Source organism: Burkholderia singularis (genome assembly GCF_900176645.1).
Classification (GTDB): Bacteria; Pseudomonadota; Gammaproteobacteria; order Burkholderiales; family Burkholderiaceae; genus Burkholderia; species Burkholderia singularis.
This window is the reverse complement of sequence record NZ_FXAN01000126.1, coordinates 1-15652: the sequence shown is the minus strand read 5'-3', so window position 1 is coordinate 15652 and position 15652 is coordinate 1. Positions and strand designations below refer to the sequence as shown.

The 15652-nt window shown below is 64.8% G+C and carries 14 protein-coding genes; 4 read left to right on the top strand and 10 right to left on the bottom strand.

The features are described 5' to 3' along the window. The first annotated feature begins 405 nt into the window (after positions 1-405). Entirely contained in the window at positions 406-873 is a 468-nt protein-coding gene (locus BSIN_RS23965) for an NINE protein (protein ID WP_089342270.1), read from the top strand. A gap of 55 nt (positions 874-928) precedes the next feature. Here the strand turns inward: BSIN_RS23965 and BSIN_RS23960 are convergent, their stop codons facing one another. Both BSIN_RS23960 and BSIN_RS23955 read right to left on the bottom strand, forming a co-directional pair. Continuing rightward, positions 929-2080 carry a PA0069 family radical SAM protein gene (locus BSIN_RS23960; protein ID WP_089342269.1) on the bottom strand — a complete coding sequence of 384 codons (1152 nt, stop codon included), beginning with the start codon at positions 2078-2080 and terminating at the stop codon, positions 929-931. A gap of 124 nt (positions 2081-2204) precedes the next feature. Beyond that, positions 2205-2693: an Lrp/AsnC ligand binding domain-containing protein gene (locus tag BSIN_RS23955; RefSeq protein ID WP_059519091.1), complete on the bottom strand. Its 489-nt coding sequence runs from the start codon at positions 2691-2693 to the stop codon at positions 2205-2207. A 144-nt stretch (positions 2694-2837) separates the two neighbouring features. Here BSIN_RS23955 and BSIN_RS23950 point away from each other — a divergent pair, with 144 nt between their 5' ends. Continuing rightward, positions 2838-4139, top strand: coding sequence for a D-amino acid dehydrogenase (locus BSIN_RS23950; protein WP_059519089.1), 1302 nt, complete (start codon positions 2838-2840; stop codon positions 4137-4139). Positions 4140-4349: 210 nt separating this feature from the next. On the opposite strand, the gene BSIN_RS23945 is transcribed toward BSIN_RS23950, so the two are convergent. The 6 genes from BSIN_RS23945 to BSIN_RS23920 all read right to left on the bottom strand — a co-directional run bounded on the left by BSIN_RS23945 (position 4350) and on the right by BSIN_RS23920 (position 10744). Then, positions 4350-6140, bottom strand: coding sequence for an acyl-CoA dehydrogenase (locus tag BSIN_RS23945; RefSeq protein ID WP_089342268.1), 1791 nt, complete (start codon positions 6138-6140; stop codon positions 4350-4352). 113 nt (positions 6141-6253) lie between these two features. Beyond that, positions 6254-7189, bottom strand: a complete 936-nt coding sequence (locus BSIN_RS23940) for an electron transfer flavoprotein subunit alpha/FixB family protein (RefSeq protein ID WP_089342267.1) — start codon at positions 7187-7189, stop codon at positions 6254-6256. A 15-nt stretch (positions 7190-7204) separates the two neighbouring features. Further along, a complete protein-coding gene (locus BSIN_RS23935; RefSeq protein ID WP_069234045.1) occupies positions 7205-7954 on the bottom strand; it encodes an electron transfer flavoprotein subunit beta/FixA family protein in 750 nt (249 codons plus the stop codon). A 240-nt stretch (positions 7955-8194) separates the two neighbouring features. Beyond that, positions 8195-8992, bottom strand: coding sequence for a MetQ/NlpA family ABC transporter substrate-binding protein (locus BSIN_RS23930; RefSeq protein ID WP_089342266.1), 798 nt, complete (start codon positions 8990-8992; stop codon positions 8195-8197). A gap of 74 nt (positions 8993-9066) precedes the next feature. Then, complete coding sequence (locus BSIN_RS23925) at positions 9067-9720, bottom strand: methionine ABC transporter permease (RefSeq protein WP_059519081.1); 654 nt, start codon at positions 9718-9720, stop codon at positions 9067-9069. Next, entirely contained in the window at positions 9710-10744 is a 1035-nt protein-coding gene (locus tag BSIN_RS23920) for a methionine ABC transporter ATP-binding protein (RefSeq protein ID WP_089342265.1), read from the bottom strand. Before BSIN_RS23920 ends, BSIN_RS23925 begins: the two co-directional genes overlap by 11 nt. Positions 10745-11057: 313 nt before the next feature. Between BSIN_RS23920 and BSIN_RS23915 the strand changes: the two genes are divergently transcribed. Further along, complete coding sequence (locus BSIN_RS23915) at positions 11058-11900, top strand: alpha/beta hydrolase (RefSeq protein ID WP_256584055.1); 843 nt, start codon at positions 11058-11060, stop codon at positions 11898-11900. A 139-nt stretch (positions 11901-12039) separates the two neighbouring features. Here BSIN_RS23915 and BSIN_RS23910 read toward each other — a convergent pair whose 3' ends face one another. Further along, a complete protein-coding gene (locus BSIN_RS23910; RefSeq protein WP_089342263.1) occupies positions 12040-12963 on the bottom strand; it encodes a histone deacetylase family protein in 924 nt (307 codons plus the stop codon). 203 nt (positions 12964-13166) lie between these two features. On the opposite strand from BSIN_RS23910, the gene mltB reads away from it, so the two are divergent. Next, positions 13167-14396, top strand: coding sequence for a lytic murein transglycosylase B (mltB, locus tag BSIN_RS23905; protein WP_089342262.1), 1230 nt, complete (start codon positions 13167-13169; stop codon positions 14394-14396). Between the two features lie 117 nt (positions 14397-14513). Here the strand turns inward: mltB and cysM are convergent, their stop codons facing one another. Then, complete coding sequence (gene cysM, locus BSIN_RS23900) at positions 14514-15416, bottom strand: cysteine synthase CysM (RefSeq protein WP_089342261.1); 903 nt, start codon at positions 15414-15416, stop codon at positions 14514-14516. Between the last annotated feature and the right edge of the window lie 236 nt (positions 15417-15652).

Below are 15652 nucleotides of genomic sequence, written 5' to 3'. Positions count from 1 at the left end.
GCTTTCTTATTGCCGACGGCTCGCGCACTTTTTGTGGCGGCACGCTTAGCAAAAAATGTCTCGTTCTCGCCACAGCATTTCGTGACCGCCGCTGGTTTCGCGCGCCGCGACCAGCCGTCTTCGGCACCGTTTGCGCGGGCGGCTGTGAGCTGGACACCAGGCCGCACCGAATATCGAATGTCGTCGAATGATGGCGGTGGCGGCAAATCGCCCGGAAACGGCAACGGTACGACCGCTCGCCGCCGATACATGACATGGCAAATGGCGAACCTCCCGCCACGAGCGCGACCCGTTGACGCAATCATCACATGACCACGAAGCGCCCCTGAGCGTAGAATGCCAGCCGGCCGCGGCGCTCCGGCAACCCGGATGCGTTCGCATAGAAAGACCCTCAACCGGCAAGTCATGTCAAGCAGCCCGTCCACGCCGCCTCGCTTCCGATCGAAGACCCTCACCGCTCTGCTCGCTTTCCTATTCGGCTCACTCGGCGCGCACCGCTTCTATCTGTACGGCTGGAAAGATCTCGCAGGCTGGGCACACGTACTCGCAACGATCATCGGCATCCCTGGCTTCCTGCTGCTCGCGGCGACGCAGCGTACTGCAACGCTCGGCTGGGGCCTCGCGTTACCCGGCGCGATCTCGCTGCTCGCGGCGTTTCTCGCTGCACTCGTCTACGGACTGCGCGCGGACGACAAATGGGATTCCCAATTCAACGCCAGCACTGGCCGGCATAGCCGATCGGGCTGGGGCGTCGTGTTCATTGTGATTTTCTCGCTGCTGATAGGCGCATTCCTGCTCATGACGGGGCTCGCACTCGCTTTCCAGACGTATTTCGAGGCCCAGGTCGAAGCCGCGAAGCAGATTTCGCAATAACGGGCGCGTACCCGCGATCGACGCGCCAAGATCCGAAGGCAGCGGAAATCGACGCTCAAAACAAGTCCAATTGCGGACTCTCGCCCGTCGGCGCCGCAATGCGCCGCGGCCTCGCGACGACGGATGGACGTGGCGGCGCACGAAACTGCGTGAAATCGAGAATACCGCGCGTCCGCTCGTTGAGCCCGTAGCGCTTGACCGCCATCCGAAAGCGCTGCTTGAGCACATCCGCCCACATTCCGTCCCCTTTCATCCGCGTACTGAAATTGGCGTCATAGTCCTTCCCGCCACGCATGTCGCGCACGCGAGCCATCACCCGCTCAGCGCGATCAGGGAAATGGGCAGCCAGCCATTCGGTAAAAAGCGGCGCCACCTCCCATGGCAAGCGCAGCACGATATAGCTGGCGTGCGTTGCGCCTGCGTCCGCGCAAGCTTCGAGCACGCGCTCGAGATCGGGCTCCGTAACGAACGGAATCATCGGCGCGACGCTCACACCGACCGGCACGCCCGCTTCGCTCAGCGTCCGGATCGTCCGGAGCCGGCGGGAGGGCGTTGCCGCACGCGGCTCAAGCGCACGCGCAAGCTCGGCATCGAGCGTCGTGATCGTGACCGCCGCCATCACCTGCCCGCGTGCCGCCATCGGCGCAAGCAGATCCAGATCGCGCTCGATCAACGACGACTTCGTGATCGCCGCAAACGGCTGGCCATGATCGCGCATCACCTGAATCACCTGCCGCGTGATCCGCAGATCGCGCTCGACTGGCTGATACGCGTCGGTACTGACGCCAAGCGCAATCGGCTCCGGCACGTAGCGAGGCTTCGCGAGTTCGCGTTCGAGCAACTCGGCCGCGTTCACCTTCGCATAGATCCGGCTTTCGAAATCAAGCCCCGGCGACAGCCCGAGGTAGCTGTGCGTCGGCCTCGCGAAACAATAAATGCAACCATGTTCACAACCGCGATACGGGTTCAGCGACACGTTGAACGGAATGTCCGGCGACGCGTTGCGCGTGAGGATGGTTCTCGCGCGCTCCTCGAATACCTGCGTGCGCAACACCGGCGGCTCGCCCTCCTCGCCGCGCTGCCAACCGTCGTCGACCATCTCGCGCTCGAGCGTCTCGTAACGCCCTTGCAGATTGCCGACCGCACCGCGCCCTTTGCGCGGCACGGGCGGCGCCACCGGATATTCGACGTCGGATCGATCGCTCATCACACCCCTCGGAAGCAGCCACGGCCGCCACCGAACACGGCCGTCGATACTGTATATTTATACAGCATTCGACCCACCGCGCCAAGCGCTTCGTATCCGCCGACCTACCCGGGCAATCGCACTCTCATTCTCCGACCGAGATCGTCAGCGTCTCCTTGATCTCCTCCATCACGACATAACTCTTCGACTGCACCGCGCCCGGCAACTGCAGCAGAATGTCGCCAAGCAGCTTCCGGTAGTCGGCCATCTCACCGATCCGTGCCTTGATCAGGTAGTCGAAATCGCCGGACACGAGATGACATTCGAGCACCTCGTCGATCTTCATCACCTCCCGGCGAAACTGCTCGAACATGTTGCCGTTCTTGTGGTCGAGCGTGATCTCGACGAACACCAACAGCGCCGCGCCGAGTTGCGCCGGATCGACATGCGCGTGGTAGCCGGTGATCACGCCATCGCGCTCCATGCGCCGCACCCGCTCGATACAAGGCGTGACGGTCAGGCCGACCCGCTCGGCGAGATCCTTCATCGCCATCCGGCCATCCATTTGCAGAAGCTTCAGAATGCGCCGGTCGAGCTTGTCGAGCGCGCGTACTGGCTGACGTTGAGTTCTCATCGGTTTTTACTGAAAATCGAAAAAATACAATAACAAAACCTAGACACACAAAAATACCATAGCAAAAAAAACTAGGTCGGATGAAGACTGCAGGATCCATCGGTCAACCCGCGCATCATCCGCCGTTTTCGAACTGGAGCAGCTATGCGTGTGGTTATTTTGGGCAGCGGCGTGGTCGGCGTGGCGAGCGCTTATTATCTGGCGCGCGCGGGGCATGAAGTCACCGTGATCGATCGCGAGGCCGGCCCCGCGCTCGAAACGAGCTTTGCGAACGCCGGCCAGATCTCGCCAGGCTACGCGGCGCCATGGGCGGCGCCGGGTGTGCCGCTGAAGGCGCTCAAATGGATGTTCGAAAAGCACGCGCCGCTTGCGATCCGCCTCGACGGCACGCGCTTCCAGCTGCAATGGATGTGGCAGATGTTGCGCAATTGCAGCGCCGAGCGCTACACCTTGAATAAGGGCCGCATGGTCCGTCTCGCCGAATACAGCCGCGACTGCCTGCAGGCGCTGCGCGCCGACACCGGCATCCAATACGAAGGCCGCACGGGTGGCACGCTTCAGGTATTTCGCACGCAGCAGCAGCTCGACGGCGCCGCGAAGGACATCGCCGTACTGCGCGATGCGAACGTGCCGTTCGAGTTGCTGTCGGCAAGCGAGTTGCAAAAGGCCGAGCCGGCGCTTGCCGCCGTCTCGCACAAGCTGACGGGCGGCCTGCGGCTGCCGGGCGACGAAACGGGCGACTGCCAGCTTTTCACGACGCGCCTGGCCGCGCTCGCCGAGCAACTCGGCGTGACATTCCGCTTCAATACGCGCATCGACGCGCTCGCGATCGCGGGCGGCAAGATCGCCGGCGTGCAATGCGGCAGCGAGCATAGCGGCACCGAGATCGTGCGCGCGGACGCATACGTGGTCGCGCTCGGGGCGTATTCGACGAACTTCGTCGCGAATCTCGTGAAGATTCCGGTCTACCCGCTCAAGGGCTATTCGATCACCGCACCGATCGTCGATGCGGCGAAAGCGCCCGTGTCCACCGTGCTCGACGAAACCTACAAGATCGCGATCACCCGTTTCGACGAGCGCATCCGCGTCGGCGGGATGGCGGAAATCGTCGGCTTCGATAAGGGACTGCGCGAAGCGCGCCGCGAGACGCTCGAAATGTGCGTGAACGATCTGTTCCCCGGAGGCGGCGACACGTCGAACGCGACGTTCTGGACCGGGTTGCGGCCCATGACGCCGGACGGCACGCCGATCGTCGGTCGCACGCCCGTATCGAATCTGTTCCTCAACACCGGCCACGGCACGCTCGGCTGGACGATGTCGTGCGGCTCGGGCCAACTGCTCGCGGATCTGATCTCGGGCAAGCAGCCGGCGATCCGCGCGGACGATCTGTCGGTGCACCGGTATTTGCGCGAGACGGACGGCGAGCATCGCCCTGCCTACGCATAACGCATTGCGCCGCGCGCGCGGCGCGATTCGTTCGCGTCGATTCAATCGAGCGAAGGCGCAAAAAACGAGCAATTCAAGAAAAACACCCCAAGGGCTGGATCTATGTCCGCCATTGGGGTGTGGTTCAAAGGGCACCGTTCAAAGGGTGCCCTTTGTTGTTTGGCCAGCCAATTCGTAGCCGCCCGCCGGCCACTCGGTTCGCGCCGCGAATCAGAATTGATCTTCCGCCAACGCGAGCACGCCTTGCCCGCCTTTCGCGCTGGTAATCGCCGCCTCGCAGGCATTCGCCTGCACGAGAATGTGCTCCGCGTAGAACTGCGCGATCGCGATTTTCGCGTCGTAGAACTTCGGATCGTCGTCGCGCTTCGCTTGCGCGACGAGCAGCGCGCGCGCGAACTGCCAGCCGCACAGCACGATGCCCGCGAGCTTCAGATACGGCACGCTGCCCGCGAACACCGCGTTCGGATCGGCCTTGCCGTTCGCCACGACGAAATCGACGGCCGCCGACAACGCCCGCGCCCCGTTCGCAAGCTGCGTCTTCATCACCGCGAACGCCGGGCTGTCATGGCCGCCGAGCGCATCGACCGTCTGCAGAATCTCCGCGACGATCGCGTTGGCGACGGCGCCGCCATCGCGCGCCGTCTTGCGGCCGACGAGATCGTTCGCCTGAATTGCCGTCGTGCCTTCGTAGATCGCGAGAATGCGTGCGTCGCGGTAATACTGCGCGGCGCCCGTCTCCTCGATGAAGCCCATCCCGCCATGCACCTGGATGCCGAGGCTCGCGACGTCGTTGACCATCTCGGTGCTCCAGCCCTTCACGATCGGCACCAGATATTCGTAGATCGCCTGATGCTTCGCTCGCACGGCTTCGTCGCCGGCACGGTGCGCGATGTCGCTATGCGCGGCGGCGACATAGGCGAGCGCACGCGCGCCTTCCGTGAGCGCGCGCATCGTCGCGAGCATTCTGCGCACGTCCGGATGATGAATGATCGTCACCGACTGCTTGGCCGAACCATCGACCGGCCGGCTCTGCACGCGCTCCTTCGCAAACTCGGCCGCCTTCTGGTACGCGCGGTCCGCGACACCGATGCCCTGCATGCCGACGCCGAAGCGCGCCGCGTTCATCATGATGAACATGTATTCGAGGCCGCGATTCTCCTCGCCAACCAGATAGCCGATCGCGCCGCCGTGATCGCCGTATTGCAGCACCGCCGTCGGGCTCGCCTTGATGCCGAGCTTGTGCTCGATCGACACGCAATGCACATCGTTGCGCGCGCCGAGGCTGCCGTCGTCGTTGACAAGGAACTTCGGCACGATGAACAGCGAAATGCCCTTCACGCCCTCGGGTGCATTCGGCGTGCGCGCCAGCACGAGATGGACGATGTTCGCCGCCATGTCGTGCTCGCCCCACGTGATGAAGATCTTCGTGCCGAACACCTTGTACGAACCGTCGCCCTGCGGCTCGGCGCGCGAGCGCACCAGCGCGAGATCGGAACCCGCCTGCGGCTCCGTCAGGTTCATCGTGCCGGTCCATTCGCCGGAGATCAGCTTCGGCACGTAGCGGGATTTCTGCGCATCGGTGCCCGCCGTGAGCAGCGCTTCGATCGCGCCGTCCGTCAACAACGGACACAGCGCAAACGACAGGTTCGATGCATTCAGCATCTCGATGCACGGCGTCGCGATCAGCTTCGGCAGCCCCTGGCCGTCGTATTCGGTCGGATGCTGCAGCCCCTGCCAGCCACCTTCAACGAATTGCCGGAACGCGTCCTTGAAGCCCGGCGTCGCGGTGACGGCGCCGTCCTTCCAGCTGCTCGGGTTCTTGTCGCCGTCGACGTTGAGCGGCGCGAGCACTTCGCCGCAGAATTTCGCGGCTTCGTCGAGCACGGCGGCTGCCGTATCGAAACCGGCGTCCTCATAGCCGGGCAGCTTCGCGACCTCGTCGATGCCGGCCAACTCCTTCATCACGAACAGCATGTCCTTGACGGGGGCGGTATAGCTCATTTGCTCCTCTCCTTCTCGCTTATGGTGTGAAAAGGGGCGCTCACCGCGCCCCTTCGTTCATGTCCGACCCGCCGATGCAACGCGCGCCGACATCGCGCGCACCACCGAATGCATCAGCCCAGTTCGTTGACAAGTTCCGGCACGAGCGCGAACAGATCGCCAACGAGGCCATAATCGGCGACGCTGAAGATCGGCGCTTCCGGATCCTTGTTGATCGCGACGATTACCTTCGAATCCTTCATCCCGGCCAAGTGCTGGATCGCGCCCGAAATGCCCACCGCGATATAAAGCTGCGGCGCGACGATCTTGCCCGTCTGCCCCACCTGGTAGTCGTTCGGCACATAACCCGCGTCGACCGCCGCGCGCGACGCGCCCAGCGCCGCCTGCAGCTTGTCCGCGAGCGGCTCCAGCACCTTCGTGTAGTTCTCGCCGCTGCCGAGCCCCCGGCCGCCCGACACGATGATGCTCGCGCTCGTGAGTTCCGGACGATCGAGCTTCGTCACTTCGCGGCTCACGAATTGCGACACGCCCGCATCCGCCGCCGCTTCGATCTTCTCGACCGGCGCGCTGCCGCCATTGGCTGCGACCGGATCGAAACCCGTCGCGCGCACCGTGACCACCTTGACCGGATCGCTCGACTGCACCGTCGCGATCGCGTTGCCCGCGTAGATCGGGCGCTCGAACGTGTCCGGGCTGTCGACCGCCGTGATGTCGGAGATTTGCGCGACGTCCAGCTTCGCCGCGATCCGCGGCGCGATGTTCTTGCCATATGCCGTCGCCGGCAGCAGGATGTGCGAATAATCCTTCGCGACGTTCAGCGCCGTCGCCTCGACGTTCTCCGCGAGACCGTCGGCCAGTTGCGGCGCATCCGCGAGCAGCACCTTCGCGACGCCCGCGATCTTCGCCGCCGCGTCCGCCGCGCCCTGCGCGTTATGGCCCGCGACCAGCACGTGAATATCGCCGCCGATCTTCTGCGCGGCCGCCACCGTGTTCAGCGTCGCCGCCTTGATCGCTGCGTTGTCGTGTTCGGCAATTACCAGAATCGTCATGTTTATGCGCTCCCCTTACAGCACTTTCGCTTCGGTCTTCAACTTCTCGACCAGCGTCTTCACGTCCGGCACCTTCACGCCTGCCGCGCGCTTGGGCGGCTCGGCCACCTTCAGCGTCTTCAGGCGCGGCGCGACGTCCACGCCGAGGTCTTCCGGCTTCACGGTTTCCAGCGGCTTTTTCTTCGCCTTCATGATGTTCGGCAGCGTCACGTAGCGCGGCTCGTTCAGACGCAGATCCGTCGTCACGACGGCAGGCAACGTCAGCGACAGCGTCTCCGCGCCGCCATCGACTTCGCGCGCCACGTTCACCTTCCCGTCCGCCACCGTCACCTTCGACGCGAACGTCGCCTGAGGCAGATTTGCAAGTGCGGCGAGCATCTGGCCGGTCTGGTTCGAATCGTCGTCGATCGCCTGCTTGCCGAGAATCACGAGCTGCGGCTGCTCCTTGTCGACCAGCGCTTTCAGGATCTTCGCGACCGCGAGCGGCTCGACGCCGTCGTTCGACTCGACGAGGATCGCGCGATCCGCGCCGATCGCAAGCGCGGTGCGCAGCGTCTCCTGCGCCTGCGCGACGCCCACCGACACCGCGACCACCTCCGTCGCCACGCCCGCCTCCTTCAGCCGCACCGCCTCCTCGACCGCGATTTCGTCGAACGGATTCATCGACATTTTCACGTTCGCGATGTCGACGCCCGTGCCGTCCGATTTCACCCGGACCTTCACGTTGTAATCGACCACTCTTTTCACTGGCACCAGGATTTTCATGCACACGCTCCAAAGTTACGAATACGACCAGCGGCCATTTTATAGCGCGACTCGCCCGCGCGGCGGCTAAGCCGGCCATTCAATTTACGGCGGCCGACGCTCGGCGCCTGCCGATACTAACGCCACGTCGCGATACGCCGCCAATAGCGAACGATCGTTCTATTTTAAAAGAGAAAAAACCCGGACGCCAAGCCCGGGGGTTCGACCGCCGCCTCTAATCCGCGGCAAGCGCCGCCGCGCTCACCACGCGGCGATCACCGCGCCGCCATATTGCCGCTCGATAAAGCGCTTCACGTCGGGCGACCGGTACGCGGCTACGAGTTTCGCGACCCACGGTTTGTCCTGGTCGCCCGCGCGCACCGCAAGCACGTTCGTGTAGGGTCCGCCCGGCCCTTCGATCGCGATCGCATCCTGTTTCGGCTTGAGCCCAGCCTCCATCGCATAATTCGTATTGATCGCGGCGGCCTCGACGTCGACGAGCGAGCGCGGAATCTGCGCGGCGTCCAACTCGACGATCCTCAATTGCTTCGGGTTGCCGACGATGTCGAAACGGGTCGCTTTCAGGCCCGCGCCGGCGCGCAGCTTCAACAGCCCCTGCTTTTGCAGCAGCAACAGTGCGCGCCCGCCATTGGTCGGATCATTCGGGATCGCGATGCGCGCGCCGGAAGGCAATTCGGCGAGCGTCTTCACCCGCTTCGAATAGATGCCCATCGGAAACGTGACCGTCTGCGCGACGTTGACGATCCGGTAGCCGCGATCCTTCACCTGCTGCTCGAGATACGGCGCGTGCTGATAGCTGTTCGCGTCGATGTCGCCCGCCGCGAGCGCGGCATTCGGCTGCACGTAGTCGGAGAATTCGACGATCCGGATGTCGAGCCCGCTGCTCGCCGCCACCCGCTTCACCTGCTCCATCACCTGCGCGTGCGGACCACCCGTCACGCCCACCTTGATCGTCGTCTGCGCCTGCCCGTGCGCGAGCGTCGCGCAGACGGCCGCACCCAGCGCCGCCACGAGCCCCAGCATCATTCTTCGCCGCATCTTCCGATCTCCGAAACCGAATCGAGCCGTGCCGCCTCACGAGGCGGCACGCAAGCGCCTTCGCTCATCGATGATTATTTATGACTCAACCGCCGCACGATCCAATCGCCGAACGATTGCACGATCTGCACGAACACGATCAGGATCGCGACGACCATCCACATCACTTCCGGCAAGTAACGCTGATAGCCGTAACGGATGCCGAGATCGCCGAGCCCGCCGCCGCCGATCGCGCCCGCCATCGCCGAATAGCCGACGAGCGACACGAACGTGATCGTAAGCCCCGCGACGATGCCCGGCAGCGATTCCGGCAGCAGCACCTTGAACACGATCTGGCTCGTCGTCGCGCCCATCGCCTGCGCGGCCTCGATCAGGCCACGATCGACCTCGCGCAGCGCGGTCTCGACGAGCCGCGCGATGAACGGCGCGGCCGCGAGCGTGAGCGGCACGACCGCCGCCGCAGTGCCGATCGACGAGCCGACGACCAGACGCGTAAACGGAATCACCGCGACGAGCAGGATGATGAACGGCGTCGAGCGCACCGCGTTGATGACGCCGCCGAGCACGCGATTGACCGCGAGATTGCGCAACACGCCCTGACGGTCGGTCAGATAAACGAGCACGCCGAGCGGCAACCCGACGAGCGCGCCGAGCGCGCCGGAGATGCCGACCATGATCAGCGTCTCCCAGAACGACTGCACGAACATATCGAACATTTCACTCAACATGCGACAGCTCCTCGACGACCACACCCTGCTCGCGCAGATACGCGAGCGCCTGCCCCATCTTGCCCGGCTCGCCCGTCGCGAGCACCGCGAGCGAGCCAAACGCGCGGCCCTGGATCTCGTCGATCTGCCCATGCAGGATGTTGAAGTCCAGCTCGTAGCGGCGAATCGTCTCGGACAGAATCGGCTGATCGACGCCCGAGCCGGTGAACGCCAGCCGCAGCAGATGGCCTGCGCCCGCCTTCAACCGCTCGGCGACGCGTACCTTCATCGCCGGCGGCAATTCCTGCGCGATCACGTCGCCGATCAGCGCGCGCGTGACTTCGTGATGCGGACGCATGAACACGTCGATCACGTTGCCCTCCTCGACGACGCGCCCCGCGTCGAGCACCGCGACGCGGTCGCAGACCTCCTTGATCACTTCCATCTGGTGCGTGATGAGCACCACCGTCAAGCCAAGCTCGCGGTTGATGCGCCGCAACAGATCGAGGATCGCACGCGTCGTCTCGGGGTCGAGCGCCGATGTCGCTTCGTCAGACAGCAATACCTTCGGCTTGCTCGCGAGCGCGCGCGCGATGCCGACACGCTGCTTCTGGCCGCCGCTGATCTGCGACGGATAGCGGTCCTTCTGCGCGGCGAGTCCGACGAGTTCGAGCAACGGCAGCACCGTCGCCTCGATCTGCGGGCGCTTCGCACCCGCAAGCTCGAGCGGCAGCGCGACGTTGCCGAACACGGTGCGCGACGACAGCAGGTTGAAGTGCTGAAAGATCATCCCGATGTCGCGCCGCGCCGCGCGCAGCTCGCTCGCGGACAAGCTCGTCAGATCGCGCCCGTCGACGCTCACGCTGCCTTCCGAGGGCCGCGTGAGCAGGTTGATCGTGCGCACGAGCGTGCTCTTGCCCGCGCCGCTGCGACCGATGATCCCAAACACCTCGCCGCGCGGAATCGTCAGATTGACGTTGTGCAACGCCTCGATCCAGCCGCGCGGCCCCTCGAAACGTTGCGAAAGATTACGAATTTCAATCATGTAAACAGAACGGCGGGCGGCGCGGCCTCTCACGTCGGGCCTCGCCAGTCGACCGCCGCATACGGGAAACGACCCGCGAGTTTACCGCATTCGCAACATATCTCTTAATAATCGATTCCAACCTTTTCATAACAAATCGCAATTAGAGGGCCGCGCCCGAGCGGGCCGTCGCAAACGGCGTCTATGATCGGCGCACCGCCCTGCTCGGCGACGAACGACATATTCCGGAGACCTACCTATGGACGCCACCGCCTCGACCGAAGCCGGCCACCGCACCGCAACCGCCAGCGGCACGGCATTACAGCAGCCGCGCGTGCGCACGGCCGACGGACTCGAACTCGCGGCGCACCGCTGGCCCGTCGCGGCATCGTTCGGCGCGCCGCGCGCGAGCGTGGCGCTCATCCATGGGCTCGCCGAGCACGCGGGCCGCTATCAGGCGCTCGCCGAACGGCTGAATGCGGCGGGCATCGAACTCGTCAGCGCCGATTTGCGCGGGCATGGATGCTCGCCCGGCGAGCGCGCCTGGGTCGAGCGCTTCGACGCGTTTCTCGAAGATGCCGACGCGATCGTCGCCGCCGCCGCGCGCGACGACGGCACGCCGCTTTTCCTCATGGGGCACAGCATGGGCGGCGCGATTGCGGCGCTCTATGCGATCCAATGCGCGCCCGCCCGCCGGCGCGCGCTTGCCGGGCTGATCCTGTCGAGCCCCGCGCTCGCGCCGGGCCGCGACGTGCCGCGCTGGATGCTGGCGGCGAGCCGCCTCGTCAGCCGCATCTGGCCGCGGTTTCCGGCGCTCAAGATCGATGCCGCGCTGCTGTCGCGCGATCCGGCGGTGGTGGCTGCCAATCGCGCGGACCCGCTCGTGCATCACGGCCCGGTGCCGGCGCGCACCGGTGCCGGGATTCTCGCCGCGATGCAGGAAATCGAGCGTGGCCGGGCGGCGCTTCGCCTGCCGGTGCTCGTCTATCATGGCACGGCCGACAAGCTGACCGAACCGGACGGCAGCCGCGATTTCGGCGCGCACGTCGGCTCACCCGACCGGACGCTGACGCTCTACGAAGGCAGCTATCACGAAACGATCAACGATCTGGATCGCGAGCGCGTGATAGGCGCGCTGATCGACTGGATTCTGTCGCGCACGCCCAAGCGCGGCTGACGGGCCTGCCGCGCGCCGCACCCAAAGCGGGTTCGGGCGGATTCGAAGCAACGAAATTTCGGAGACATGCGCGCGAATGTCCGGCCTTCCCGGCAAACGCCTCGGCATTCCGCAATCCGCACGCGCCGGCGCGCGGCGCTCAAACGCCGGCCAGCACGCGCAGATGCGCGACCACGCTGCGCCCGAGCGCGGAAAGGTTATAGCCGCCTTCGAGGCAGCTCACGATGCGGCCTTGCGCGTGCCGCCGCGCGACATCGCAAATCCGCGCGGTCAGCCATTCATAGTCGGCCTCGACGAGCGCCATCCCGCCGATGTCGTCCTCGCGATGCGCATCGAAGCCCGCCGACACGAACAACATCTGCGGCCGGAACGCTTCGAGCCGCGGCAGCCACATCATCTCGACCGCCTCGCGCACCGCCATTCCGTTCGTGCGCGCGGCCATCGGCAGATTGATCATGTTCGGCGCCTGATGATCGACGCCCGAGAACGGGTACAACGGCGATTGGAAGAAACTGCACATCAGCACACGCTCGTCGTTCGCGAACGCGGCTTCGGTGCCATTGCCGTGATGAACGTCGAAATCGACGATCGCCACCCGGTCGAGCCCGTGGATATCGAGTGCGTGCCGCGCGGCGATTGCGATATTGTTGAAGAAGCAAAAGCCCATCGCGCGCGCAGGCTCTGCGTGATGGCCGGGCGGGCGCACGCTGCAAAACGCGTTGTCGTAGCGCCCTTCGAGCACCGCATCCGTCGCGTCGACGGCGGCGCCCGCCGCGCGCATCGCCGCGCGCCACGTGTGGGGATTGGCAAGCGTGTCGGGATCGATCGTCACGTGCCCTTGGTCCGGAATCAGATTGCGGATGTAATCGATGTGCGCCCGCGTATGCACGCGCGCAAGCGCGGTCTCGCTCGCGAAAGGCGCTGTTTCATGGGCAAGCAGTTCGTCGATGCGGCTCGCGATCAACTGATCCTGAATCGCCGACAGCCGCGCCGGCGACTCGGGATGCCACTGCCCCATCTCGTGCAGCATGCAATCGGGGTGGGTATAAAAGGCCGTTGTCATAAGCTGATTCCGCCGGGCGGCCGGATGCGCGGCGGGTCTCCCTCAGTGATGATCGATGTGTGCGATACCGCGTGTCGTGCGCGGCTTCATACTTGATTCGCGCCTAACTTACCATAACCGCGTCATGCCGCGCGCTGCCGGGGCGTAGTGGATGCGTCGGTTATACTGCGCCGAGTCCGTTCGCCAGCCTGCTTCGCTTCGACATGAATTTCAATCCGTCAGTATCCTCCGTCTCGTTCACCTTGCGCCTTCGCACGCCGTTGGCCGCATTGTCGCTCGCCGCTTTGCTGTCGGCCGGCATCGCGGCCGCGCAAACCACGCCGGCCGCGGCCACCGTCGCGCAAGCGCAGCCGCAACCGGCCGCGCCGGCCGCTCAGACGTTCGAAGAGGAAATCGTCCCGCAGCGTTACGCGAACAATCCGAAGATCGACGCGTTTATCGCCGACATGGCCGCACGCCACGACTTCGATGCAAACGCGCTGCGCGCGCTCTTCTCGCGCGTCAGCTATTCGGCAACCGCCGCGAAGCTCGTGCTGCCAGCGCCGACGCCGTCCGTCAAGAACTGGCGCGTCTATCAGGCGCGCTTTCTCGATCCGGTTCGCATCAACGCGGGCGTGAAGTTCTGGCGCGCGAACCGTGCGACGCTGCAACGCGCGTCGGCGGAATTCGGCGTGCCGCCCGAGATGATCGTCGGCATCATCGGCGTCGAGACGATCTACGGGCGCTACATGGGCAACTTCCGCACGCTCGACGCGTTGACGACGCTCGCGTTCGACTACCCCAGCACGCCTAACCGCGAAGACCGCCAGGCGACGTTCCGCAAAAACCTCGAAGACTTCCTCGTGTGGACGCGCGACAGCCAGCTCGACCCGACCTCGGTGCTCGGCTCGTATACGGGAGCGATCGGCATTCCTCAATTTCTGCCGAGCAGCATCCGCGAATACGCGGTTGATTACGACGGCAACGGCCATATCGACCTGCGCGCCAGTTCCGCCGACGCGATCGGCAGCGTCGCGAATTATCTGAAGCAGCACGGCTGGGAAACCGGCCGGCCGGTGATCTGGAACATCGCACCCGACCAGGGCAGCCGTGGCGTTGCGCAGGCGGCCGCAGACGGCAAGCCCGAGCCGCATTGGACGTTGTCGCAATTCCTGCGCGCGGGGCTCGCGCTCGACGAGCCGGCCGTCGACGCCGCGTCGGAGGGCAGCACGCCCGTGCTGGTGGTCGATCTGCCGACGCCCGGCCGCCCAACCGAATACAAGCTCGGACTGCAAAATTTCTACGTGCTGACTCGCTACAACCGCAGCTTCTTTTATGCGCTCGCGGTGTATCAGCTCGGCGAGCGCGTGAAAGCGCAGATGGCGGCGAACGGCGCATTGTCGACGCCAACCGGCGACGACGCGCCCGCCGAAGCCGCGTCGCCATCGGAGTAAGTCGAGCCGCGCGGCAGCGTAATCGCCGCCGCACGCCGATACGAAAAAGCGCCGCAAGCGGCGCTTTTTTATGCAATCCGGCGGCGTGCCGCGTGTGCGGCCCATCGCTCACGCGTGTCATGCGGGAAATACTCCGGTCGACAAATATCGGTCACCGCGGTCGCAGACAATGAACACGATCGTCGCATTCTCGACCTGCCGCGCGACGCGCAGCGCCACTTCGCATGCGCCGCCCGACGAAATACCGGCGAAAATGCCCTCGACGGACGCGAGCTTGCGCGCCATCGACTCCGATGCGGCCTGACTCACGCCTTCGACGCGATCGACACGGCTCTTGTCGAAAATCTTGGGCATATACGCGTCCGGCCATTTGCGGATGCCCGGAATGCGCGAGCCTTCCTCCGGCTGCGCACCGACGATTTCGATCGCCGGATTGTTTTCCTTCAGATACTTCGACGTGCCCATGATCGTGCCCGTCGTTCCCATCGCGGACACGAAATGCGTGATGCGGCCTTCGGTTTCGCGCCAGATCTCCGGGCCGGTGCCTTCGTAATGCGCAAGCGGATTGTCGGGGTTCGCGAACTGATCGAGAATCACGCCGCGGCCTTCGCACTGCATTTGATCGGCGAGATCGCGCGCGAACTCCATGCCGCCCTTCACCGGCGTCAGGATGATTTCCGCGCCATACGCAGCCATACTTTGGCGGCGCTCGACCGACAGATCCTCCGGCATGATGAGCACCATCTTGTAGCCGCGAATTGCCGCGGCCATCGCAAGCGCGATGCCGGTATTGCCGCTCGTCGCCTCGATCAGCGTGTCGCCCGGCTTGATCGTGCCGCGCTCCTCGGCCTTGCGGATCATCGACAGCGCCGGACGATCCTTCACCGAGCCCGCCGGATTGTTGCCTTCGAGCTTCGCGAGCACCACGTTGTTGCGCGCGCGAATTTCGTCGTCCGGCAGCCGGACCAATTGCACCAACGGCGTATTGCCGATGGTGTCTTCGATAGTTTTGTAAGCCATGAACGTCGCGTATATCCGATGCCGAACAATTGATCGATTGTAAACCAGCGGACAGACGCACGCGCGCCATGCAAAAAGCCCGCGGCAAGCCGCGGGAATCCGCCGCCCGCAGCGGCGGCTGAAGGAGGCATCACACCCGGATAGTCGGCAGACCGGATTATTTCTTGGCCGCCCCCGCTCTTTGCGGCGCGGCCGTTGCCGCCGCCGTGGCGGCCAAGAAATAATCCGGTCTGCCG

Bases quoted from the DNA above. Each gene is read 5' to 3' on its own strand.
- BSIN_RS23960 (WP_089342269.1), bottom strand. From the start codon at position 2,080: ATGAGCGATCGATCCGACGTCGAATATCCGGTGGCGCCGCCCGTGCCG.
- BSIN_RS23925 (WP_059519081.1), bottom strand. From the start codon at position 9,720: ATGTTGAGTGAAATGTTCGATATGTTCGTGCAGTCGTTCTGGGAGACG.
- BSIN_RS23935 (WP_069234045.1), bottom strand. From the start codon at position 7,954: ATGAAAATCCTGGTGCCAGTGAAAAGAGTGGTCGATTACAACGTGAAG.
- cysM (WP_089342261.1), bottom strand. From the start codon at position 15,416: ATGGCTTACAAAACTATCGAAGACACCATCGGCAATACGCCGTTGGTG.
- BSIN_RS23920 (WP_089342265.1), bottom strand. From the start codon at position 10,744: ATGATTGAAATTCGTAATCTTTCGCAACGTTTCGAGGGGCCGCGCGGC.
- BSIN_RS23910 (WP_089342263.1), bottom strand. From the start codon at position 12,963: ATGACAACGGCCTTTTATACCCACCCCGATTGCATGCTGCACGAGATG.
- BSIN_RS23965 (WP_089342270.1), top strand. From the start codon at position 406: ATGTCAAGCAGCCCGTCCACGCCGCCTCGCTTCCGATCGAAGACCCTC.
- mltB (WP_089342262.1), top strand. From the start codon at position 13,167: ATGAATTTCAATCCGTCAGTATCCTCCGTCTCGTTCACCTTGCGCCTT.
- BSIN_RS23955 (WP_059519091.1), bottom strand. From the start codon at position 2,693: ATGAGAACTCAACGTCAGCCAGTACGCGCGCTCGACAAGCTCGACCGG.
- BSIN_RS23945 (WP_089342268.1), bottom strand. From the start codon at position 6,140: ATGAGCTATACCGCCCCCGTCAAGGACATGCTGTTCGTGATGAAGGAG.
- BSIN_RS23940 (WP_089342267.1), bottom strand. From the start codon at position 7,189: ATGACGATTCTGGTAATTGCCGAACACGACAACGCAGCGATCAAGGCG.
- BSIN_RS23950 (WP_059519089.1), top strand. From the start codon at position 2,838: ATGCGTGTGGTTATTTTGGGCAGCGGCGTGGTCGGCGTGGCGAGCGCT.
- BSIN_RS23930 (WP_089342266.1), bottom strand. From the start codon at position 8,992: ATGCGGCGAAGAATGATGCTGGGGCTCGTGGCGGCGCTGGGTGCGGCC.